General features: G+C 40.1%; 14 protein-coding genes. All 14 read right to left on the reverse strand.

Annotation, left to right across the window (positions count from 1 at the left end; genetic code table 11):
* Window positions 1-13: 13 nt before the first annotated feature.
* The 14 genes from K9M52_RS08525 to K9M52_RS08590 all read right to left on the reverse strand — a co-directional run bounded on the left by K9M52_RS08525 (window position 14) and on the right by K9M52_RS08590 (window position 25,653).
* Window positions 14-3,043, reverse strand: a complete 3,030-nt coding sequence (locus K9M52_RS08525) for a SusC/RagA family TonB-linked outer membrane protein (RefSeq protein WP_224071634.1) — start codon at window positions 3,041-3,043, stop codon at window positions 14-16.
* A gap of 49 nt (window positions 3,044-3,092) precedes the next feature.
* Window positions 3,093-4,991, reverse strand: coding sequence for a RagB/SusD family nutrient uptake outer membrane protein (locus K9M52_RS08530; protein ID WP_224071635.1), 1,899 nt, complete (start codon window positions 4,989-4,991; stop codon window positions 3,093-3,095).
* Between the two features lie 9 nt (window positions 4,992-5,000).
* The gene (locus K9M52_RS08535; RefSeq protein ID WP_224071636.1) at window positions 5,001-8,189 is read right to left on the reverse strand and encodes a SusC/RagA family TonB-linked outer membrane protein; all 3,189 of its coding nucleotides are present in this window, start codon (window positions 8,187-8,189) and stop codon (window positions 5,001-5,003) included.
* Between the two features lie 852 nt (window positions 8,190-9,041).
* Window positions 9,042-10,427 carry a glycoside hydrolase family 43 protein gene (locus K9M52_RS08540; RefSeq protein WP_224071637.1) on the reverse strand — a complete coding sequence of 462 codons (1,386 nt, stop codon included), beginning with the start codon at window positions 10,425-10,427 and terminating at the stop codon, window positions 9,042-9,044.
* 63 nt (window positions 10,428-10,490) lie between these two features.
* Window positions 10,491-11,453 (reverse strand): glycoside hydrolase family 43 protein, encoded by a 963-nt coding sequence (locus K9M52_RS08545; RefSeq protein ID WP_224071638.1) that lies wholly within the window; start codon window positions 11,451-11,453, stop codon window positions 10,491-10,493.
* Between the two features lie 55 nt (window positions 11,454-11,508).
* Window positions 11,509-11,847 (reverse strand): hypothetical protein, encoded by a 339-nt coding sequence (locus K9M52_RS08550; protein ID WP_224071639.1) that lies wholly within the window; start codon window positions 11,845-11,847, stop codon window positions 11,509-11,511.
* Window positions 11,848-11,897: 50 nt separating this feature from the next.
* Complete coding sequence (locus tag K9M52_RS08555) at window positions 11,898-14,018, reverse strand: alpha-L-arabinofuranosidase C-terminal domain-containing protein (RefSeq protein ID WP_224071640.1); 2,121 nt, start codon at window positions 14,016-14,018, stop codon at window positions 11,898-11,900.
* Window positions 14,019-14,055: 37 nt separating this feature from the next.
* Complete coding sequence (locus tag K9M52_RS08560) at window positions 14,056-14,958, reverse strand: alpha/beta hydrolase (protein WP_224071641.1); 903 nt, start codon at window positions 14,956-14,958, stop codon at window positions 14,056-14,058.
* Window positions 14,959-14,964: 6 nt separating this feature from the next.
* A complete protein-coding gene (locus K9M52_RS08565; RefSeq protein WP_224071642.1) occupies window positions 14,965-15,876 on the reverse strand; it encodes an alpha/beta hydrolase in 912 nt (303 codons plus the stop codon).
* 9 nt (window positions 15,877-15,885) lie between these two features.
* The gene (locus tag K9M52_RS08570; protein WP_224071643.1) at window positions 15,886-17,037 is read right to left on the reverse strand and encodes an alpha/beta hydrolase-fold protein; all 1,152 of its coding nucleotides are present in this window, start codon (window positions 17,035-17,037) and stop codon (window positions 15,886-15,888) included.
* Window positions 17,038-17,069: 32 nt separating this feature from the next.
* The gene (locus K9M52_RS08575; RefSeq protein ID WP_224071644.1) at window positions 17,070-18,182 is read right to left on the reverse strand and encodes an alpha/beta hydrolase-fold protein; all 1,113 of its coding nucleotides are present in this window, start codon (window positions 18,180-18,182) and stop codon (window positions 17,070-17,072) included.
* A gap of 528 nt (window positions 18,183-18,710) precedes the next feature.
* Window positions 18,711-21,326, reverse strand: a complete 2,616-nt coding sequence (gene xyl3A, locus K9M52_RS08580) for a xylan 1,4-beta-xylosidase (protein WP_224071645.1) — start codon at window positions 21,324-21,326, stop codon at window positions 18,711-18,713.
* 128 nt (window positions 21,327-21,454) lie between these two features.
* Window positions 21,455-23,068 (reverse strand): glycoside hydrolase family 43 protein, encoded by a 1,614-nt coding sequence (locus tag K9M52_RS08585; RefSeq protein ID WP_224071646.1) that lies wholly within the window; start codon window positions 23,066-23,068, stop codon window positions 21,455-21,457.
* Window positions 23,069-23,178: 110 nt separating this feature from the next.
* Window positions 23,179-25,653: a glycoside hydrolase family 95 protein gene (locus K9M52_RS08590; RefSeq protein ID WP_224071647.1), complete on the reverse strand. Its 2,475-nt coding sequence runs from the start codon at window positions 25,651-25,653 to the stop codon at window positions 23,179-23,181.
* Window positions 25,654-25,660: the final 7 nt, after the last annotated feature.

Below are 25,660 nucleotides of genomic sequence, written 5' to 3' on the forward strand. Positions count from 1 at the left end.
AATTTTTTACTAATTAAAATTGTGCAGTCACACCAATATTATAAAATCTTGTTTGCGGTTCAGACCCGACACTCAACTCAAGGACCTCACGCTCTTTCGAAACTTTCAGCAGGTTTGCCCCACTTATATAAACATTTAAAGCCTTCACAAACTTTTTTGCCTTCAACAGATCACTCATATCATAGCTGAGTTGAACCTTTGCAAGATCAAACCTATCCGTCTTATACATCCAAAAGTCGGATGTTCTAAAATTATTATCACTGCTATTTGTTGTAAGCCTTGGATAAGTAGCCGTCGTTTTTGTAGCTTCTGTCCACCTATTACGGACAATCTCAGAATACTTGCCGTCTCCGGACACCCAGTAATAACTATTATTTTTTAATCCGTATGCTCCATAGCGACCAATTCCGTACAAGAATAAGGTTAATTTTTTCCATTTTGCCGTAAGATTGATTCCAAACGTAAATGGTGAGCCGCTCCAACCGGCCTTGCCTAAAAACACCTCATCTTGTGCATTAATTTCTCCGTCACCATTTTGATCTTTATATTTAATATCCCCAGGATGTACTTCTCCAAAAGACTGGACTGGAGATTTTGCAATGTCATCCAGGCTTTCGAAAAATCCAACACTTTGTAGTCCCCAAATTCCATCGATCGGCGTCCCCTGGCGATATTGATAACCATCAGCATAAACCTCAGCCCTCTTAGCAGCCACGGTTTTATAGTAAGTTCCATTAACGCCCAAATTCAAATTTAGCTGGCCAACCGTCTCTTTTAAGCTAACGCCAAAGTCAAATCCGACTCTTTTGTCATCCTCATAGTTAACATATGGAATAAAGGACGATACCGGATAACCTGTAGTAAAATAAGAAGGGAAAAGCACAGAGGCCTGAATAAGGTTTCCTTCAATTTTATTGACAAAAAAGTGTGCATTCACATCTAAGATTCTTTTAAAAAAGGTGCCATTAAACCCTAAATTGATTTCTTTTCTCTTTGGGAATCTCATTTCTGGGTTACCTCCCCGTCTTGATTCCGTTGCCTGGAAACCTGAACCATCTTTCCAGCCGAACCAGGAACCACTGACTGTATAATACCCCTGATACATATAATAATCGGAGATATCAAGATCCGTATTCAATATACCGGCAGATGCGGTTAACTTCAGGTCATTCACTACCTCAGAATTTTTATTCATAAAATCTTCCTTGGAAATTCTCCATCCCAGTGAGACCGTAGGAGAAATAGCTTCCCGATGATTTTCTGGCAGTTTGGCAGAATGGATATAAGCCCCGTCAAAATCGACATAATATTTCTCCTCAAAATTGTACCCTAAATGCAGCCCCAAATTTGCATTACTCGTCCTATGGTAGATCTCAGATTCCGATTGCTGATAACCGTTGGCCAGCAACTCAGCTGAAATATTATTCTTTGCCGCAAACGTCCGATCATAGCTGAATAGTCCATAAAATGCAATCGTCTGTCTATACCAGCTATTACTTACATTCTGCCTTCCGGAAGTGGCATCATTTCCATACTTGGTTAAATTACTGATCAGGTCCTTTCCCGAATAACGATTCCAGGTAGGTTCATAAATGGCATAATCATAATTATAGGATAAGGAATAAGCAGTTGCATAATCAACAGCAAACTTCGATTTAAACTTTAAACCAGGCAATATATCTTTCAAATCAGCATCTATACCAGAGCTGAACTGAAATTGCCGGGAAATATATTTATTATAACCTCCTGCGTAAATACTGGCAATCGTATTGGTTTGGTCTAATTGGGTTCCTCCAAGAATATACTGTCCATCAATGAGGTGATTGCTATTCTGAACATACAAAAGCGAAGCCTGATCCTCCTGTTCAATCATGCTTATCGGTATTAATGGAGTAAAACGATTTGGGCGCATTGTTGCTGCAGCAGACCAAAAATCAGCATTCACACCTCTTCCATTATAAAAAGTTGCTGATGCGTCAATCTTACCAGTGATAAAATCATTAATCTTAATGTCAACATTACCTCTTAAATTAAAACGACTTGTGGCATTTTCCTTCGCCAACCCAAAATCGAGAAGAGATCCGACCGTATAAAAACCCATATTGGTATAATAACGAGCTTTATCATTCCCCCCCGAAATCTCGGTAGTTACATCATATCTATTATAAGAATTCTTTAAATAGTCAGAAGAGTAATAGTCAACATTTGGGTACCTGTAAGGGTTTTTCCCGGAAGCATAATTATATATAGTCGAAGCAGTGTACAGATCAGACAATCCATCATTATTTCTCGCTTCATTATATAAAGTCATATATTCCGCTGAACCTAAGTATTTTGGATAGACAATGGGCACGTAAGCACCCATGTTTGCACGAACATCAATTTTTCTGTTAAATACCTGACCTCTTTTGGTAGTAATGTTAATAACTCCCTTAGCCCCTCTGCTGCCATATAAAGCAATCGCCCCGACACCCTTTAAAAAAGAAATTTGGTCGATTTCAGTTGGCAATACATTATTAGCATCACGAGGAATTCCATCTACAAGCATCAAATAACTACCCATGCCCCAAATACTGTTCCCATTATAGCCCGGTACAAATGCCTCCATTCCATCCAGACTGTAAGTAATATAGTTCTTCTTCAATAACGCTTTCATATCCACAACAGAAACATCATCGTACAAATCATTTACATTTCCGTTCTTAAATGGGGATATAACCACAACAGTATCCTCAATCAATAAATGTAAATCTATCAATTTCAGTTCTTTAGAAACTTCCAAAAACTTGGAACTGTATCCTTCCGCGGATACTTCAATGCGTTCACCTGGCAACATATCTAAAGAGAAATACCCATCCTTATCTGTTGTCGTCTGAACATTACTCCGTTCTTTGCTTTCAACAAGCGCACGGTCAATTGGATTTTGATTAGCATCACACACTTTTGCATGAACTTTTATCAGTATCTGGGCTTGTCCAAATACGACTCCAAGTGAGCATATATATAATAAAGAAAAGAAAACTAATATTCTAAAATATTTCATCGTTAGTAAAGTTTATATTTCTATCAATTAATGTAAATTTTATAAGACATTACCAACCAGGATTCTGATTAAATGCCGCATAAAGTGTCACATCACTTGTTTTTAATGGGAACCAATAATGCTTCTCAGAAAAATTCCGCTCTAAAATGATTTTCTCGTTAAGGTTTTTAACCATATTCAGCGAAGGATCAGTAGTATTAAATGTTCCCGCGCGATCAAAATATACAGCCTTCTTCAATGTATATGGTCTTTTAATCAGGAGTAGCCACCTTCTTAAATCATTGAAACGATGCCCTTCGAAAGACAGCTCAACTGCCCTTTCACGTCTTAATTCCGGCATAAAGGCGGCTAAAGATCCGGTAAACTGCGGAGCCACAAATCCGACTCCAGCTCTTTCCCTAATTTTATTGACGGCATCCACTGCTGTCTTTCCATAGGAGGAAACAGATGCGGTAGGTGACCCATAGCCTTCAGCTACGGCCTCCGCATACATAAGATAAACACCGGCAAGTCTCATATAAGGAATATGGATATTAAGACTATGAGAATAACCATATCCATCATCATACTTATTACATGTTATCGGAATAAATTTTCTTAGCAAATAGCCGGTCCTGCTTCCCGTACTCGGATCACGATAGCTTCCCCTATCACTAATATTGCCATCCCCATATAGGTTTGCATAGCGATTGGCCTCATCAGTGGTAGAACCCTGAATGAATTTTACACCATCAAAAACAATATCATTATAAAATCTGGGATCTCTGCCTTTCCAAGGATGCTCAGGATCATAACCTGATAAAGCATCAGGTTTTGTAATATCTGGTATAGGCAATCCATTTGCCATCCCATAATAATCTACATAATTGGCAGTAGGTGCAAAACAAATATCACCTTCAGAAATCACTAGTGGCGTGTATTGCTTACTTGTTCCCCAGTTGGATGAATTCCCGTTATAATAAGGTGACCTAAAGATGGCCTCTGTTCCTCCAGGTATCAGCCAGTTTTGCCCGGTAGTGTAAAAGTTATCGGAATACTTATCAAACGGCAGCAGGCTATATGGAGCTTTTCCAGATTCACATAAGCTCAGTAATTCTGCAAATGCATCTGCAGCTTTTCTACAATACTCTTTATTATAATCAGTTGATCCGGTGGATACTTTATTCATCAATGGACTACCCGCCCAGAGGTAATTCTTTCCTAAATAGGCCAAAGCCATTATTTTATTAATACGCAACGTATTTTTGCCAAGCGTATTCTTACCAATCGTTGTATTATCCCAGTTAATTGGTAACAGGTCGGCAGCGGCTCTAAAATCTGCTGCAGCCTTATCTGCGCACTCGCTGTAACTCAACCTGGGTAGAGTCAATTTTTGATCACTCGGCAATAACGTATCAATATAAGGTAATCCTCCAAAATATTGAATCAATTGAAAATGGAACCAGCCTCTAAAAAAGAGCAATTGCCCTTTAATTAAATTCCTCTCTTCAGTTGTCGCATCTGTCAATTTATCGAGGTTTGCAAGTCCCAGATTGGCTTTGTTTATACCATACCAGCTAAGTGGCCAAAGTGATTTATGAAACCTATCATTATCTGTAGAATTGGACGACCGGTCCATCCAACCGGCCTGCCATCCGTCAAATTCAGACTGCCACCCCCAGAAATTCCCCAAATCAATTTTATTCACCATATGGAAGTCATGGGAACTCGACATAATTTCATCCTCACCCCAATTCCAGGAGTTCGTCCAATACCCATTAGAAAAGTCAGGTATGCAATGATATAACTCTTCAGTAAATCCCTGAAAATTGGTAAAATTCTTGTAGGCATCATCCTCCTTAATTGTAGAATCAGCACTTTTATCCAAATACTTTTCACATGAAAACATCCCCATCAAGCCTAATGAGATCAACGTGAAAAATGTCAAAACTCTAAAATATCTTTTCATGATTATCAATTAAAATGTGATATTAAAGCCCAGATTATACCTTTTTGCCGTAGGGTAAGCACCCTGACTTGCCCAACCAGTTCCCGCAAAATTTGATTCGCGGTCATCAGGCATCTTGGTCCATAACAAAAGATTATCTCCATTTAAATAAACTCTGATATTCTCAAGGCGCGCTTTGCGTATAAAACCCCAACTTTTCCCAAAAGTATAGGCGATCTCAGCATTCTTTAATCTCAAATAGGATCCATCATACATATACTGATTTGCTCTATAGTAGTCTGGAGGCGTTGATAGCCACCTGGGGTAAGGAATGGTATTTGCAGTCTGATTTTTACTCCAATAATCTCCCTCTCCATAAGCGATGTCCACCTGACCGCTAAATGTTGTAAATACAACCTGTCTGGTAACATTTGTTACTCCATAAAACTGAACGAATGCACTAAACCCTTTCCAATTAAATCCGACGGTAGCATTAAATGTATTTTGTGGCCACCCCGAATATCCATATGGAATATTATCATTTTGGTCAATAATTCCATCTCCGTTGAAATCTACAATATTGACATTACCTGGAAGTTTATTATTATCATTTGTACTATACATTGTGCTCCCATAAAGCTGATCCCAGGTGTTATAATATCCTGCACCATAATAGGAATAAGCCTGTCCTACTGACTTACCGGCATTCTTTTGATATTCAGGCATCAACTCCCCATCATCCTGTTCAATGACCGTATTTTGAGTGTGTGTCATGTTAAAATCAGCAAATAAGGAAAAAGACTCGCTTAAAGATTTATTCAGATGCAATTCAAACTCATAACCTTTGGCTTTGACTTTTCCCAGATTGGCAGCAGGTGCAGAAAAGCCAAAATAAGAAGGAACCGACCTGGCAGGACCAGCGATAAATATCTTTGTTCTGTCATCCTGAAAATAATCGAACTTGCCTTTAATCACACCTCTAAAAAGCTCAAAATCAACACCCAAATTCGATTTAAATGATTCTTCCCATTGTATTTTCGGGTTTCCCAAGGAAGATAAAGTATACCAGGTATAAGTACTTGACTCAGCATCCACCCCAGTAGTACCTAACAGTGCTCTTCCGGAATGAGACCATTGATTCATATATAACCATCTTAACCCATTGATATTATCATTACCTGTTTGTCCAACAGAAGCCCTGATCTTAAACATATCTATAAAATCAAGCGATTTCATGAAATCCTCTTTACTCACAACCCAGTTAACGCCACCAGAAGAGAAGTAGGCAAATCTATTTCCTGCCGCAAATTGTTCCGATCCATTGTAGGCACCGTTATACTCAATCGTGTACTTATTCTTATAACTATAGGTTGTTCTGAATACCCAGTCCTCTCTGAAATGAGGCACTTCGCTACCGGTTGCATACTGATTGCGGTTTAAAAGTGCCATTGCCGTTACAAAATGATCCTTAGCAATCGTAGTAGAATAGTTAAGCTGTAATTGATAAAAGAGCCTCCTATAATTAGCCCCGATCTGACCTGCGCTGGTCGTCCAATTTATCCCTTCCTGGAAATCAAGACCAGTGACATCATCATAAGCATTCTTATATTTTATTGCTCCTGTTTCCGGGTCAACATACTTTTGCTGGACATCATGATATAAATCATTGACACCACGGTTGCCTTCCATGAAGGTGTTATCCAGAGAGAGCGTTCCAGAAATCTTTAATCCATTAATGAGCATTCCCAGGTTCTGCTCCAATATAAAATCTGTGGTCATTCTGGCAGTTGTCTTATGTTGTAACCCTCCAATTGCCAGCCCCAATGCAGAATTCGCCAAGTTAGTATTAATCAGACTATACCCCCATGAACCATCCGGATATTGTGGCAAAAAGGCATCTGAAGGAGTTGAATAGGCAGACAACCAAAGAGTCGCTCCCGTAATGTAGTCACTCTGAGAAAAATTCCATGGAGTTTTCTGAACCCCATATGAACCACTCAAATTCGTTTTAAAGAGCGTGGTAGGTGTAAGTTGAAAATCCAGATTACTTCTTACATTAATTCTATTAAATCCAAACCCAGAATTATATCCTCTTTTATTGTCATATACCCTGAACAGATCACCTTCATGCAAAAAGTCCACATTAGTAAAGTATTTAACAAACTTCGTTCCTCCGCTAATATTTACGCTTGCGTTATGAGACATCGTGTGATTTTTAAACAAAACCTTATCCCAATCAACATTTGGGTACCTGGCCGCCTCTGTCTGGTCAGCCGGATTTCTGTATTTATCCAGAATTTCTTCCGGTAAATATTTATTCCAACTATCAGGAGACTGATTTAATTCATATTCAATGACTTGATTTCTCAATTTTAAGGTATTATAAGAGTCATACTTCTCCGGCAGTTTAGAATTGCGTTTCATAACAGTATTGACCCGAGCACTAATAGCAGCCCTTCCTGCCTTACCTCTTTTTGTGGTAATTATTATAACTCCGTTCGCACCTCTCGAACCAAATACTGCTGTAGCCGATGCATCTTTCAGGACAGTCACAGTAGCTACAGAACCGATGTCTACACTTGTCATTGGTCGTTCAACACCATCCACCAATATTAATGGTGCAGAATTATTCCAGGAATTATTGCCTCGGATCACAATTTGTGGATCTTCCTCTCCTGGTAGCCCTGTACTCGCAGATGTTATTAACCCCGGTACATTACCTGTTAAGGCGGCACCAATACTAGAGACACCGCCAGCGCGTTCTAATACCTCTCCTGTTGTCTGAGAGATAGAAGCAACAACGCTCTCCTTTTTCTGATGACCATAACCCACAACTACGACATCCGTTAACAGACTTGTTTTCGAAAAAAGTTTTACGATCAGATCAGTATGATTCTTAAGTAAAGAGATTTTTACAGTGTCAAACCCAATGCTTGTAATCAACAGGTCATTGTCCAATGTATTCACTTTCAGTGAAAAACTACCATCATTCTTGCTGATAGTTGCATTTTGTTGGCCTATGACCTGAATAGTAGCATTTGGCAAAGCCTTATTATTTTGATTCATGACCTTACCGGTTACCGTATAAGACGTCTGCGATTGAGCACTACCTGGAATTAAACTAACCACAAATATCAACAATAAACATGCTACCCATTTGAAAACTTCACCTTTCAAAAAGCAGAAAAATTCAACTAGTTTTAATTTTATTCTTTTCATATCTTTTAAATAAGCGCAAAAAATATTTTATGCATATAAATTGCATTCAAACAATAAAAAATTAATTGATCCAATAGCTAATCACAAAGACCTCAGTTCACAAAAAAAGAAATACGTACCTACGAATGCAATTAGATGTATATGCCTCATAGCAATTATTGCATATACCTATTCTATATAAAGACAATAAAATGATAATAATGTACTAAAAGAATGTAAAAAATATTTTTGCAAGATTTCTCGACCCATCAAAGCAGCAGCTATAATTGTCATCTTTTCACTTAATAATCAACCGATCAACCAGGTTAAGAGTAAGCAATTTAAAATCATTCAGTTAGTGGTAAATATTACAATCAAAAACTTGTTTTCTGATCTCAGAAGACAAAATTCTGCTAAAGAGGAAAAATCAAACATTCTTATGACATAACTTCATTAAAGTGAACATGAATAAATCAGGCAGGATAATATACATAAACCAGTTTAAATAACAGATCCTAAGGCCAACAACAGTTCTCATATATTCAATCAAATAACATCGTTCATGCCAGCGTTTCACCGGATGAAATTGAAGGATAGCACGATATACGCCCGCCAATTGGAGAACAAGCTACCGACTATATTTGGTCCATAATTAAACAGAAAAAAACTATATATAAATAAAGAAAACAGACGAATAAAGCACAGTAGCGCAATCTAACGCATTATTTTTTACTCAAGAGTTCCTGATTCACCCTGATCATTATACAATCAGCACACGCATGCTCATTAATAAAGAAAAGCATCTCACTTTCTAATAATCATATTTTATCGTAGTGATGGGCAATATCCGTCTGCACAGTATGTATAAGCAAATCACCCATTAAACTTCCACCAGTCAAATTCGAAAAGATCATTGCTGCCTTTAAAAACAAAATACACATCATGAATACCTTTGACGTTTTTAACCTTTTGCGTTATCGTTTTCCAGATATCCCCTTCTGCAGAAGTCTTTATATTAACCACGCCCAATAAAGGGCCGGTTTTCCCGTCAATATGGATCTCCATTCTTCCTCCATTCAAAGCAGCCACATTTACCTCAACTGAAGACACCCCTTTTGATAGGTCTACGCCTCGTACTTCTAAATAGTCACCATTATTTATTGAGGTAACGTATAGTCTCGTCGCAATTTTCTCACCCTTATCCCAGGAGATGTTCCTTTCCCATTCAGTCGCCTTAGCCGTCTTAAGACCTTTGCTATTGGCCATCGTCTCAGCCTCTACCTTATTATAAGGATTTAGCCTGCCGACCTGCTCTAAATGGGTCAGCGTCCAATATGGCAATTTTTGAATGGTCCCATCTCCATTATATGTAATCTCGGCCGCAGACACAGACCTCCTTTCATAATGTTTGGACATGGATTTCTTTAATAAGTCATAATTCAATCCAAATACATAAGATTTCCCTTTGTAATCAATGATTCCAGGATGATTTCCATTTGATTTGGGAGTCCCATCCATTATCATACCTTTGAATTCCCACGGCCCAACCGGACTATTGCTCATGGCATACCCTATACCCTCCGGGCAACAGGTAGCCGCATATGCCATATAGTAATGTCCTTTTCGCTTGTATGCCCAAGGGCCTTCCTGATAATGGAACCGGTCAGGCTGGCCTTTTACTTTAGCAATAGAAGCATCCTTTATAATTTCACCAGAATAGGAGATCATGTCATCATTAAGCTTAACATAATAAAGGTTTGGATTTCCCCAATACAGGTAAGCCTGGCCATCGTCGTCGATTAAAACGGTGGGGTCAATATCTTCCGGTCCGTTTTTAATCAGCGGTTTACCAATAGGATCTTTAAAGGGACCATAAGGGCTGTCCGCCACTAATACACCAATGCCAACCCCGTTGGGCATCGGGCAATACAAATAAAATTTACCCCCACGCTCCACGCATTGTGCAGCCCATGCGCCATTATCATAAGGAACCCATTTGAAGTTCTTAAGGGAAGCCACGATACCATGATCAGTCCAATTTACCATGTCAGTGGATGTATAAAGTAACCAATCCTGCATTTTAAAGCCAAAAGCATCATCTTCATCATGCGTTGTGTAAAGAAATACGGTATCATGGTATACCAGCGGTGCCGGATCTGCTGTATATTTCGTTTGAACAATTGGGTCCTGTGCTTTAGCTTCAAAAACACCAAATGTCCAAATAAAGAATAAGATCAAAACGCATTTATAACTTTTCATGATAATTTTTAAAATATTTCCAAAACATACAACTGCGGATCCGCTAACGTATAAGAATGACAACTACTTAACTGCCTCAACCCCTTGTTTAGTTTGAATCACTTTTTGTATAGTACCATCCGCATTATAATGCAAATAATCAACACAGATAGACCTACGGTAGCTACCACCTGTAGGCAGGGCTCCATTATGGTAAAAAAAGTAAGATTTGCCCTTGAAGTCAATTATACCAGGATGCGTAGTGAAACTATTGAATACGTTTCCTTGAATAATACCACGGTACACCCAGGGCCCTTCGATATTCTTTGCAGTGCAATATTCTATCATTTCTGGTTTTGTACCTGCACCTGCATATACTAGGTAGTAGAGCCCATTTCTTTTATAAACCCATGGACCTTCAATGTAATGCTCTGGTTTGAATGTAGTAATTGGGCTGGCCGCTTCAATCATATTATCCTTTAATTTGATCCATTTGCAACTTCCATTTCCCCAAAAAAGATAGGCCTGCCCATCATCATCAATAAAAACTGTTGGATCAATGTCATCCCAGCCGTACTTCATGTCAGTAGTCATCTCATTGGTAATAAGAGCCTTGCCTATTGCATCCTTAAAAGGCCCGGTAGGATGGTCGGAAACGGCCACACCTATTGCCGCCCCGCCATTGCTGACGCTGTCTTTTTTATGAAAGGTCGCCACATACCAATAAAATTTCCCATTTCTTTCGATACATTGTGCAGCGTAGGCATCACCTGTAGCCCACGAAAATGTGTGTGGGGACAATACAGCGCCATAATCCTTCCAGTTCACCATATCAGTGGAGGTGTATACGTGCCAGTCGGGCATTTTATAATTAGTGGCCGTAACCGATGCCGTATCATGACCAGTGTACAAAAATACAGTGTCATGGTACACCATAGGAGCGGGGTCAGTTGCGAAAATGTCTTTGATGATTGGGTTTTGCGCTTCCAGATTCATTGCTAAAAGCATAAATACGAAGGAGAACAAAACATTTCTTTTAAGCTGCATAAAAATTATTTAATCATATTTTAAATTATAGTCTATTATCAATAAGGATCTAGCCCTAGTTTTTGGCTTTGGCCAAAGTTGTCTCTCCTCTTTCATTTTTTGTAACAATTTTGTCATCACTTACCAGTACACCAGTAAAATTGATTGAAGTTTGATTGAAACTAATACTGTAGCTGAATGATTTCCCATTAACTTTTCCGTTTTCTAAAGCAAGTTCCCCAAATTTAGTATTGACAACACCCATTAAAGAATCTTTGACTACTTTAAAGGTATAATTTACCTCAAATGCTCCATTCGGCGATTCAGTAGTGCCTTTCCAATTACCATCAATTTTGTTTTGTGCATTTGTAGCAACAAAGTCAAAAAGTAATAACGCCGTCAATAAGTACTTCATAAAATAATTTTAAATTAAACACTTAATTGCCTTAGGACTTAATAATAATTCTATTCAACAGAGTCAATTTCAAATATATTTACAGAATAAGGGTCAAGAGTTCTTGAAAATTTGGGTTCAATTCCCTTAATAGATTCCGTAACCGGAACAATATTCCTGGGATGGGTAATACTATTAGTGGCATCTGGGGAACTGCCTTTAATCATGAACAATTTTGCTTCTGATGATATTTTGGCAGCGCCGTCCAAATTAATTTTTATTTTTTGGGGCTTAGAAATTGTATTTACAATCTTCAGATATAGTTTTCCTGTGGCATCATTAACTGTAGCCGAATAAAACAAGGTCGGAACCGTACTAGGCTTTTTACCCATTGCACTGTCTCTTTTATTGAGTGGCACTTTTTGAACTGGGATGTTCTCGGATACAATTGGTACAATCTTATTTCCCAAATAGTTACTAAACAACATCTGGACATAATAAGAAGGTGACCCGTAACTATTAAGTGCATCATATCCAATCAAATCAGAATCCCACTGCCAAGCCTTTGACCCGGTAATACTATCTTTACTGACGTTTACAAATAATGGTGCATAACAAGACATTATAACTAAATCAGAGTTACGTTCCATACCCGTCATCCAAGCTGCATCTCCAAGAGCTGCATTTAAATTAGTAGTAGGAACACCTTCTCTGGTAGCCCACTCCCCAACAAAAATTTTAGGTCCGTTACGGTCATATGAATCATATTGCGTAGCATTCTCCCACATATCCCATGCATTTCTATAATAATGTTCATCTATAACTTCGGGCAGCTTACCTGCTGCATTATCGGGCCGGTTAAATTCCTTCGCTTCCATCGTTGAAATACATATAAGCTGTGGATATTTCTCTTTAATGGCTTTTCTGAACTGGTTAAACCGGCCTACGTAACTTTTTGACCTGTCAAAGAAATCTTCATTTCCAATTTCAATATATTTCAATTTAAATGGTTCGGGGTGTCCATCGGCTGCACGTTTTGCACCCCAATAAGTCGTAGTATCACCAATTACATATTCTATCTCATCCAAAGCGTCATCTACATATGGCTTTAACAGAGGGCCGGCATCAACATGATCTCCATCTAATGAATACCCCGCATATACACCCAAAAGAGGTTCTGCATTCATATTTTGTGCCCACATCAAAAACTCTAAAAGACCCATACCATCAGAGGGACGATATCCCCATGAACCATTGTGACCGGGCCTCCCCTCTAGTGGGCCAAGCGTTTCTTTCCACGGAAAAGCATCAGTTATTTTAGGCCCTTCCAAAAAATTCCCTCCGGGAAAACGTAAAAATTTTGGTTTCATGTCTATCAGCATATTCATCAGGTCCACACGGAATCCATTAGGTTGATTTTCATATGTTGGGGGGAATAAAGAAACAAGATTAAAATAATAAAGTCCCGTACGGTTTGTAGATATTACAAAACGGGCGTCTTTTGTGGGCTTCATGCCCGAAGAGGTCGTAAGGTTCAATTCATATTTTTTCCAGTAAATACTTTTCTCCAAATTGACAACTCCTGTTGCATATATAATTTTACCATCTTTACTTTCAAGTGAAACTGTTATTGGACCTGGTGTGTTGTTAGCAATATCCGGTGGACTCGGTTTGGTTGGTTTGGGCTCCCAGGCCCAACGAGGAGGGTCTTTTCGAGCCGTTCCTTTCAAATAAAAGGATGCTTTATAAGTAGTGGATGGGCGAATAGGAATTCCCCAATAGCCTTCATTAGCAATCCCTACACGTCCTTCAGCTTTCTCAACGGTCAATCTTAAACAAACAGAAAGAGCTCCATTTATGGCATGGCCTCGCTCGTCACGCGGCACATGATCTTCTGCCCCAATTAATTTTATACTGGATTTTGAGGAGCCGCTCGTCACCAAACTCCAGGCCTCTGGTACTTTCTTATTGTCTTTAAATATTCTGTTACGTATTAATTCACCATATAAACCTCCGTCATAGGAATGATTAATTTCTTCTGTCATTAATCCATATAACATGGGGCTAACTTCAGTTTTGGCATTTGCCAAATCTAAGGATAATACGGGAGTCTGGGCCTTCGTCATATTAATCCCAAAACAAGTTGCAAACAGCAACAATAAACCTGATATTCTATCTACTTTTTGTTTCATAATATGCTTATATATTAATAAATTCGTGACGACTTTACTACTTCTTTATCCACCCGTTTAGTTCCATCCATTCAAATAATGGGCTCATCCAGCCTGGGTGCCTGAATACAAATCCATGATTCCCTTTCTGATAGATATGCATCTCCACAGGAATCCCTACATGTCTAAGCTTCTCAAAATAGACAATACTGTTGTCTACATCCACCACTTTATCATCCGCTGCCTGTGTAATATAAGCGGGCGGTGTCCCCTCATCAACCTGTAATTCATTGGAGTAGAGATCAACTACCCCACTAAGTGGTTCTGTACCTAATAGTTTTCTTCTGGAATCGACATGTGTCAGGTTATCCTGCATACTAATGACCGGGTACACCAATATCTGAAAATCCGGTCGCAGATTCGTATGGGATTGATTATCAATCAGAGCCTGACGATAATGGGTCGCCTCCGTAGATGCCAGATGCCCTCCAGCAGAAAAGCCCATAATACCTACTTTTTTTGAATCGATACCCCATACAGATGCACTGTCACGAACTAATTTAATTGCCTGCTGTGCATCCTGCAACGGTGCAATCGTTTTATTTACCTGGAAAGAATCATTGGGCAAACGATATTGTAATACAAAGGCAGCAACCCCCTTTTCCACAAAATCTTTGGCCGTCATTATACCTTCTCCTTTATAAACAATTACGCTATAACCGCCACCCGGACAAATCACTACGGCTGCACCGCTTGCCTTATCCTTTTTGGGCAAGAACAATTGCAGCGTAGGAGTAACAACCCGGCGAATCATACCTGCTGAAGGGCTTTCAGGAACATTTCCTAACGAAGTCTCTTTTGAATTCGGGATGCTGCGGGGATAAAGCTTTATCAGGCGTTGCGCATGAATAGCCAACGGAGACAGACACAGCCCTATCAAAAGAATCTTTAATATACTCATCAGCTTTTAATTCTTGCTTCCTATCAATTGTTCCTTAAAAAAGTCAACCATCACTTTGTAATATTTCTCAACCATTACACCAGGCCCATGTTTACCATCTGCTACTATAACAAACTGAGAGGCTACTTTAGCCTTACTTAATGCAGTATTCAATAATTCACTCTGGCAAATAGGCACTAACGGATCTTTATCCCCATGTAAAATAAGAAATGGCGGGTCATTCGCGTCAACATATGTGATAGGGTTCACCAAGACGCATTTATCAAAATTATCCTTTATCGGCCCACCGATTAAAATCGCCTCAGGAGAATGCGGCGTAATATGCCCGGCACCTCTTCGGTAGGAATCAATCACCCGCACATCAGTCGGACCAAACCAATCAACCACCGCATCGACACTGCTGCTGAATTTACAATAGGAGCCAACATGGCCTTCAATATGCTGTCTTACTTGTCCAGCCGTATAGTCCTTTACGCCTCCAGAAGTTCCTGCAAGTGCAGCTAAATGGCCGCCAGAAGAAAATCCAGTAATTCCAATAAATCCCGTATCAAAATGAAACTTGGCAGCATTCGCCCTGACGAACCTGATAGCCGCTTTTATATCATTTATCTGAGCGGGAAAAACAGAATCTTTGGAGGAACGGTGATTTGGAGTCACCACAGCAAAGCCAGCCTCCAATAAAGGTTTTCCTAATGTTTGCATTGCCATTTCCTTAAAGCTATTTCCAAACCAGGCACTCCCGTATATCACCATTATCACCGGGTAATCGGATTGCGCATGAGGTGGCAGATAAATATCCAGGTTGTGGTAAACCATCGTGTCGCCGCCATAGTTTACGTCTTTCCAGCTTCTTTCGTTTTGCTGAGAAAAGCAATTCATGGTTAAGAATAATAGAATAAAAAGTGAAAAGAATTTCATCTCTATTTATTATTTAAATATTAGTTGGGCGAATTTCTCCAAATCTCTTCTCCAGGTAAGCCATTCGTGCGCTGTTCCTGGTGATTGGTAAAACACGTATTTGATACCTTGTTTATCTAACATATTCTTAAAAGCCCCCACCGAGCCTGGAAACGGATTGGGCTCCTTCGTTCCTAAACCAAGGAACAAGACCTTAAATTTTTTGTTGATGGCTGCACCATCTTTAAACTTTCCATTCAGGAAGGTAGCCGTATTAATTACGTCCGTGCCGGGATAATTAGACGTACCACTAAAGGCCCCAAGAGAAGAAAATTTGTCAAGGTTATTCATTATTATACGCATGGTTTGATTAGCGCCCATAGAAAGTCCTGCAATCGCCCTGTGTTCACGATCTGCAATAGTTCTGAACTTTCCGTCAATCATTGGGATAATTTCATCCACCATTACCTGTTCAAAAATGGATTCTGGACGCACGTCATTACTATTCGCTCCGGCATTCGGTTTAAATGCATAACCATTATCCATAACAATAATCATTGGAGCAGCCTTTCCAGAAGCAATGAGATTATCCAGAATCCGGTTTGCATAGCCCTGGCGGGACCACCCGGTTTCGTCCTCAAAGCTTCCATGCTGTAAATACAAAACCGGGTAGCGCCTTTTAAGGTTTTTTTGATAATCAGGGGGTGTATAAACAAAACAACGTCTCCACGAATCAGTAAGTTTGGAAAAATATACGTTTTCGCCAACCAGACCATGTGGAACCTTTCTAAGTGCAAAAAATTCACCGTCTGTAGCCGGGATTTCAATTCCACTCCCCCAACGACCAGCTCCATAATAATAAAGAGTTCCCGGATCAGGGACAGAAACACCATCTACATTTAGCTGGTAATAATGAAACCCCACATCCTGAGCAAGAGACTCCCCTGTCCAGACGCCTTTGGCATCCTTTACCATATCATATTTTTTACCCCCTATATCAAGCTGTACCTTATTCGCATCAGGTGCCGTAAAACGTGAACGAACCCTGCCATCCACATTCACTTGTGGATATTGCCTTCCGGGTGCATTGGTCGTGGAAGGTTTAAACCCATCTGCCTGAGCAAAGCATGAGGAGCCCAAAAAGAATAATACAGCAAAAGAAATGAAACCTCTATAATTCATAATAAGGTTATTTAGTGAATATTTTACGGTCATTATTTTCTGAACAACAACGGAGCAAGTTCATGCAGGCTTCGACGCCAGGTCAGGAATTCATGTGCCGTATTCTGGGAAACATAAGATACCGCATTATAACCTGCGCTTTTTAATTCGTTTACTGCTTTCTTTACACCATCTGGCCTCTCCCTACTGCCACAACTAATAAAGATCAAATCTGGTTTTGTTTTCCCTTCCAGTTCAGCTGGCTTGTAAATACCCCCGCTCAACAGGGCAAAAGAAGAAAATATATCTGGCTTATTCAGCGTGATCGTATGTGTCTCCATTCCCCCCATTGACAGACCCGCCATTGCCCGATGCTTTCTATCTGCTATCGTGCGAAAATGAGCATCAACATAAGGAATTAATTCATCGACCAAAACAGTTTGGAAGGGGTCTATTTTAAAATCTTTCACATGCCCCCATTTTAATTCATTGGTCATACCATAAGTCATTACGATGATGAAGGGCTTTGTTTTTCCATCGGCAATCAAATTATCCATGATAAGGTTAGCATGTCCTTGGTTACTCCAGGCTGTTTCATCCTCACCCCAACCATGCTGTAAATACAAAACGGGATATTTAGTTGATGTATTCTTTTCATAACCAGGTGGAGTATAAACAAAGGCACGACGTTCAGAACTGGTACTCTTTGAATGAAACAGAATTTGTTGAACGTTGCCATGTGGGACATTCTTTAAGGCATAAAATAACTGATCATGTGCAGGAATCTCGATGCCACTTTCCCACCTCGTCGAGCCATAAAAATTTAAAGCCCCCGGATCATTAAATGTTCCTCCATCAATTGTAAGGTGATAATAATGGAATCCCTCATCCATAGGCCCTTCTGTCGTACCCGTAAAATAACCATCAGCACCTTTAGTAAGTAATGTGCCACCCCTACCTCCTAAACCAAGACTAACACGAACACTATCTGCCTGAGGCGCTTTAATTTTAAATCTTGCATACCCCTGCGAATTAACCTGAGGATATTGTTGGAATGGCTGATTTAAGGTCGAAGGTTTGAAGTCATTAGAAATCGCAGTCTGGCCAAAACAGAATTGGCCAGCCAATAAGGCGAAGGATAGAATACCCGCTTGTTTTAATTTCATAATTTAGATTTTTAATATAATATCTATAGAAAATAATCCAGTTCAAAGCATTGGCTTTCAAAATTATTTTTGCTCACTTTTTAAAACCGGCTTAACTCACTGCTCATCTATAATAAAACAATTGCAATCGATTGCAAATTACCATAAAAAAAAGAGACACCTACAGCTGTTTTACTAAACATCGACACTTCTCCTTTCGTAAGAATAAAATTATATAATAATTTCCTAACTGACAAATATTATTGTTCGTTTGACAAATATTATTTTCAACAAAGCTGTACCCTTCCAAACAACCTATCGCAGGAATTCAGGATTGAAATTCAGCCCATTGCGATTGCCAAAGGATCTATGGTAGCCAGGAAACTATTTAAAACGTTTAAAGTTGCAAACTCTTGCAGCCACCAATCTTGATCAAGTAATTCATTATATAACCTGTCATATCACGCTACTCAGTCTCATTTGACTTCAAGGTTACTCAAGTCATGAAGAGATGACGGCCAATTTTAATGTGTTGCAAATCCGTCAATCTTACTTGATACTTATTTGAAGGCGCTTCAAATCTTTAGCTGCAGAGCTATTCCCATACATTAAGGTGTAAACACCTGGAGTCACCTCCATCCGACCAGTATTTCCATTATAAAATTCAAATGCGGTATAAGGCATTTCTATCATTTCATTTACCGTCTTTTTCGCTGGAATTTCAATTCTTTTAAAAGATCGGAGCGTCTTTAATGGGCCATTCTTATCATCCATTTTCTTTACGTAGATTTGTAATATTTCTGCACCATCTCTTTTACCAACATTTGAAACAGGAATCGTTAATGATAATGATTCATTCTTGCCAAGATTAGTCTTATTTTGCTTTGCGTTGCCAATTATAAACTTTGTATAGCTTAGACCAAATCCAAATTGAAAGAGTGGATCCGCCATATGTCTATAAGTACGACCAGCCATCGAATAATCTTCTACATCCCCTAACTGACTATCATCCTTATAAAAGGTGACGGGTAATTTTCCGGCAGGATTATAATCACCAAACAATACATCTGCCACGGCCTGTCCGCCAGATTCGCCACCATACCACGCCTGAAGTATCGCATCACAGCTTTTGGTTTCAGGCTCAAGGGCTATGGCTGACCCAGAACAGTTGACAAAGACCACCTTCTTACCTGCGGCCCTAAGTGCTTTTAAACAATTACGCTGGACCATAGGTAATTCTATATTTGTCCGGTCCCCACCTTTAAACCCTGGATAAGAGACAGGCATCTCTTCGCCTTCCAATAATGTGGAAAGGCCACCCACAAATATGACCGTTTCCACTCCTTTCAATTTATCAATAATATTATTATAGCTGATACTGCGCTCACTACCAAAATCGAACTCCAGATTTGCCTGCCAATTATTTAATTGTGCATAATCAATTTCAATGGTATACTTCTTTCCTTCTTCAACTTTGTAAGGGATTTTAGAAGGAACAGTTCTCCAGTTATTATAAGCAACCAGTGAATCTCCATTGACACTCAGTTTGAAAAACCCAGTTGCACCGCAGTTAAATACAATATCTTCAGTTTTCTCCGCGACAAATTCGGTCGTATATTTAGCAGAAAACCCTTCGAGCCCCACACCAGGTGCAAATTGATGCTGCCCTGCCGTTGTTAATTTCAGGGGGACCTTTATCTGAACATCTGCAACCGGATCGCCTTTAAAGTCCTTATTGTTCCAGTAAACAGCTTTCATACCTCGCTTCCCGCCAAAGGCGATATCACCAAAATAGCTATTGGTTATTTTATCTTCCACCAAATCACAAGCTTTGTCATAAATTACATTCTCTTTACCTACCTTAGATTGTATTCCCTCTAGTATTGAAATAGTCCGGATGGGAGTCCCGTTATAGTTTCCCCATAGCATGGGCTCATTATCCGCATTTGGGCCAATAACAGCAATTTTTCCCTGGTGTTTTTTAAGAGGTAGTGTATTGCCATTGTTCTGCAGCAAAGTCATCGATTCACGGGCCATATTAAGGGCTAGTTTTCTATGAGCATTGTTATTAATAACAGATACGGGGATTTGAGCCCACGGAACCAGGCTGTCGTTATCCATTTCCCCCAGGTCAAATCTTCCGATAAGCACTCGCATTAGACTTTTATTAATATCCGATTCATTCAATAAGCCTCTTTTGGCCGCCTCTGGAAGTTTTGCAAACGTATAATTCTGCCAGACACACTCAACATCCGTACCCGACAAAACGGCCTTGGATGCGGCATGCACCGCATCGGAGGAAACGTGATGAGAGGTATAAAAATCTGTCACCGCCCCACAGTCTGAGACCACTAAATATTTATATCCCCAGCGATTGCGCAGTATTCGTTGTAACAGATTCGAATTACCGCAGCAAGGTTCATCATCCAGGCGCTGGTATGCACACATTACTTCACGTACATCAGCCTCCTGCACAAGTGCTTTGAATGCAGGTAAATATGTCTCCCATAAGTCCCTGGGGTTAATATTCTTCAGATTCAAGGTATGCCGACTCCATTCAGGACCTGAATGAACTGCAAAATGTTTAGCGCATGCCAACAGCTTCTTGTAACGACTATTTATTGGACCCTGTAGCCCTTTGACAACGGCTACCCCCATGCGTGAAGTCAGATATGGATCTTCCCCGTAAGTTTCCTGTCCTCTTCCCCACCGGGGATCCCGGAATATATTAACATTTGGTGTCCAAACTGACAGGCTTAAAAAACGGCTGTTTTCCTTTCCATTACGAAGCGCCTGATGGTATTTCGCTCTAACCTCATCAGATGTGGCATCAAAAACCTGGTAGACCATTGAATCATTAAACGATGCAGCCATTCCTATGGGTTCAGGAAACACGGTAACACTGTCATTATTGGCAAAACCATGCAAGGCTTCACTCCACCAGTTAAACTTCTTAATGCCTAATCTGGGAATTGCAGGTGATTGGTCAAACATGAGTGAAGCTTTCTCAACTAGTGTCAACCTACTAATCAAATCTTTTGCTCTTGCTTCAGAACTTAATTTCGGATTTTGAAAAGGCAGCATTTGTGCCTGGGTCAATAATGTGGAGCCTACAAAAACAATAATTACCAAACATGCTTTATTCATTCCAGTTCTCTTTTTCATATATTCTTTTATTTCTATCCATTCAAGGCTGGGGGCTTTTCCTTTAATTCCTAAATTAAAAACCTGGCGGTTAATCGGGTCTGACTAAATTGAATTAATAGTCAGACTTACGTACAGCTTTCAACTATTCACTCACCAAGCCTGAAATAATCGATATCAACATATCCACCAGTCGATATTGTTGAATAATTGAAAATCGCAAAACGAGTTCCCATAAATAGCCTTCTATAATCAAACTGCATTTTAAAAGGAGTCCCTAATTTTTTCCAGTTAAGGTTATCCAGGCTATAGTAAAAATTTGCAGTATCTTTTCCCACCCCGAAGTCCCCGGATATTCTCAGATAGACGATATCATTATTCAATTTAACCCTGCCCCTTTCAATTTCGTCTACTTTTAGGACCGCCTTAGTATCATTAGACAGATCAACAACCTGATCAGACATAGTCAGCCATCTCTGACCATTCATCATTTTAACACTCATTACACCTGAATTCCCATTAAATGCAGCAAACCCGCTCACATCACCTTCTTTCATGTGACTTATATCGATCTTAATGGTGGCGGTAGACTGAGGGCCGAACATTCTTTGGGAGATCGTATTTGGCGCCAAATAAAGGTTTTTAACTATTCTCGCAGTTTTCAATCGCAAGAATCCAGGTCGTTCTTTTAATGACCAGGCGCTATTAATTGGATTGTGATTCCATTGCCAGTTCAGTTTCAGCTTTTTCCCGGAAAAATCGTCGCTCACAAATATTTTATGCTTTGGGATGCTTGGAGGTAATGGAATAATTCCCTTTGCTGGCACATGACCACTGGCGGTTCCCAGCATCGGCCAACCGTCGGTCCAATGTACAGGCATAAGCATGGGCACTCTTCCGACAGCACCACGATCCTGAAATATTAACCCATACCAGTTCCCATTGACATCATCAATTATACTCCCCTGTCCTACATAAGGGAACCCGGCGAATGTCGTTTCCAAAATGACCTTCTTTTCGTAAGGCCCGGTAATTTTATCCGCTCTGTAACACACCTGTCTGCGCTTTCCGCCACGTGGCCAGGACAACATTAATAAATAATATTTACCCTTATATTTAATCGCCTGGCTCCCTTCCAGAAGTCCAGTCTCACTGGAGTCCCGGTCAAATATCTTCATGTCAATACCACCTTCTTTCACACCGGACAAATCTGGGTTTAATTCACGCAACTGTCCTGTACCATAAAAAACATACACCTTCCCATCATCGTCGAAAAAAAGTGAATTATCATGAAAATGTTGCATCCTGGTTACCAGCTTCCACTTTTTTGTGGGATCCTTTGTCTGATAAAGGTAGGATCTGAAAGGCTGGTCATTAGGGGAAAACAATACATAGTATTTGCCATTGTGATACCTGATAGAGGAAGCCCACTGCCCTCGTCCATAAACTGTCCCGCCGATCAAATCATACTTAGAATTGTCACTGAGGCTATCAAATACATAACTGACCAACTCCCAATGTACCAGGTCCCTGGATTTCATTACCGGCGCACCAGGCATCATATGCATCGTTGTACTGATCAAATAATAATCCTTGCCATGGCGTACCACGGAAAGATCGGGAAAATCTCCCCAAATCATCGGGTTACTATATGGAGTCCCCTTTAATGAACTTTGCGCATTAGCGGGCGCACCCATACCTAACATCGAAAAGAAGATCAATAAAACTGCCCAACCTTTAAATTGCTCATATCTATTTGCCATATATCTATTTTAAAATTCGAGGCCTGGCCCCAAAGTTTTACAATTAATTTACACACTTGATTAACCAACGCTCATCCATCCATTTCACGTCCCTTATCAATGGGCCGGGGCTATGGACGGCTATCGCCGTAAAGGCGGTAAACCCCTCCTTTGCGTGTCTGAATATCACATTCAAACGTTGGCTTAAGACTTTTCACAACATCCGTTGCTTTCGGAGAAATGACCGGCTTGGGCGTCCCTACATTCTGATAAAACGGATTAGGGTTTTCTCCAACTGCTTTTCTTATGCGGACATCTCCTTCCGCTTTTAAGTTGTTAGGCGATCTCAATCTAAGGTTTCCACCCAAAGTAGATTTAACAACGACCTCTGTCACTCGCCCTTCTTTCCACTTGAGATCCATAATCTCAAAACCACCAATTGCTTGTAGTCCTGAGATACGACCCTTGGTCCACCGGTCTGGCAATGCAGGAATCAGGTTAACAGTTCCATCCTGACTCTGCATAAGCATTTCTGTGATACCTGAAACGCAACCAAAATTACCATCAATCTGAAACGGCGGGTGCGCATCAAATAAATTATTATAAGATCCGCCACCTCCTGCATTCGTACCTACAGGGGATAATTGATTTTGAATAAGCATATACGCATGATTGCCGTCCAGCATTCGTGCCCACCAATTAATTTTCCAGGCCATACTCCAGCCAGTTGATATATCACCTCTTTGAATCAAGGTCCTCTTTGCGGCATCGAATAAGCGTGGGGTACGATATGGGGAAATTTGATTGGAAGGAAACAACCCGTACAGATGAGAGATGTGCCGGTGATGATCTGTCGGATTATCCAGATCCTCCAGCCACTCCTGCAATTGCCCATACTGCCCAATATGCATTGGAGGCAGCCTCCGTCTTAAATTTTCAAGGGTATCAATAAACTTCCTATCTCTATTCAAAAGTCTTGCAGCCTTGATTGTCTGACTGAAAATATCAAATACAATCTGATTACTCATCGTAGAGCCCGCAGTTATAGAGGCTCCTTCATGATCCTTTGGGGCATTTTCCGGGGACATATCCGGGCATAATACCAGCCAGTGATTTACAGGGTCCTCCACCAATACATCTGCATAGAACAATGCGGCCCCCTTCATCAAGGGATAGTTCATTTCCAAAAAAGCTTTGTCTCCTGTATATAAATAATGTTCCCATAAATGTCTGCTTAGCCAGCCGCCACCATTACTCCACAAGCCCCAGAAGGCCCCGTCAACAGCACCTGTACTGCGCCAAATATCTGTATTGTGATGTGCCATCCAACCTCTTACACCATACATTTGCTTCGCTGTTTGCGCCCCCATTACTGAGAGATCTTTTATCATGGCAAATAGCGGTTGCCCCATTTCTGAAAGATTGGCTTTTTCAGCTGGCCAGTAATTCATTTCAGTATTAATATTAATAGTATACTTACTATCCCAAGGTGGAAACAATTTATTATTCCAAAGGCCCTGTAATGTAGCCGGCTGACCTCCAGGTTGCGAAGCAGAAATAAGCAAATACCTTCCAAATTGATAATATAACGCTACCAATTGAGGGTCATTTCCAGTGGCAAAACTTTTAAGGCGCTGATCTGTAGGTAAATGCGCAGCAGCAGTAGTGCCTAAATTGATATGAACTCGATTAAAATATTTTTGATAATAGGCAACATGAGCCTTTAACAAGGAACTGTACGTTTTCGCAAAGGCATTATCCATATACGCTGCAACCCTTTTTTCTGGGTTTCCGCTTAAATCATGGTAATTATTAAAATTAGTCGCAATAGAAACAAAAATCGTTACTTCATTCGCCTTTTTAACAACAAAGCTCGAGTCTGCGGCGTAACTATCACCACCATCTACCTTAAATCGTACGTTGCTATTAAATGTTACGGCGCCCTCCACGCCCTCATGGTCGATCGATTTCCCATGTATCATCAACCCTTCTTTATAGGCTTTTACATCGATTTGTGGTTCTACAGAAGTAAAAAAGGAGGTAAATGACAATTTGCCGGGTCGACTGGCGGTTAGATGAATCACCACTACCTGATCCGTGAAAGAGGTGAAAACTTCTCTTTTAAATTGGACGTCATTTTGTACATAAGTTGTGGTCGACAAGGCACTATCCAGATCCAGGGTTCGCTTATACTCATTATAAGCGGTGCCTCCATCAAAAGCGATTTTAAGATCTCCTACCGGTTCAAACATTTGACCCTGGGACTTCTTACTAATGATGGCCTCATTTGCCAGGTTTTCTGCTTTTTTATACTGTCCTTCAAAAATCAATTTTCTAATTTCTGGAAGTGCGGATAATGCCTTAAGATTATTATTTTGATTTGGAGATCCACTCCATAGGGTTGCTTCGTTCAGCGCAATGCGTTCGGTATCTACATTTCCATATACCATTGCACCCAGCCTTCCATTGCCCAAGGGTAATGCATTCTCCCAAACCTCCCCCGATGGGTGATCGTACCATAATTGCATCCGTGTACTTTGCTGTGCATAACCAGTAACGTTGCAGAGCATTATCAGGAGCAAAACATACAAGTTCTTTTTATTCATTTCCAGC

Source organism: Arachidicoccus terrestris (assembly GCF_020042345.1).
Classification (GTDB): domain Bacteria; phylum Bacteroidota; class Bacteroidia; order Chitinophagales; family Chitinophagaceae; genus Arachidicoccus; species Arachidicoccus terrestris.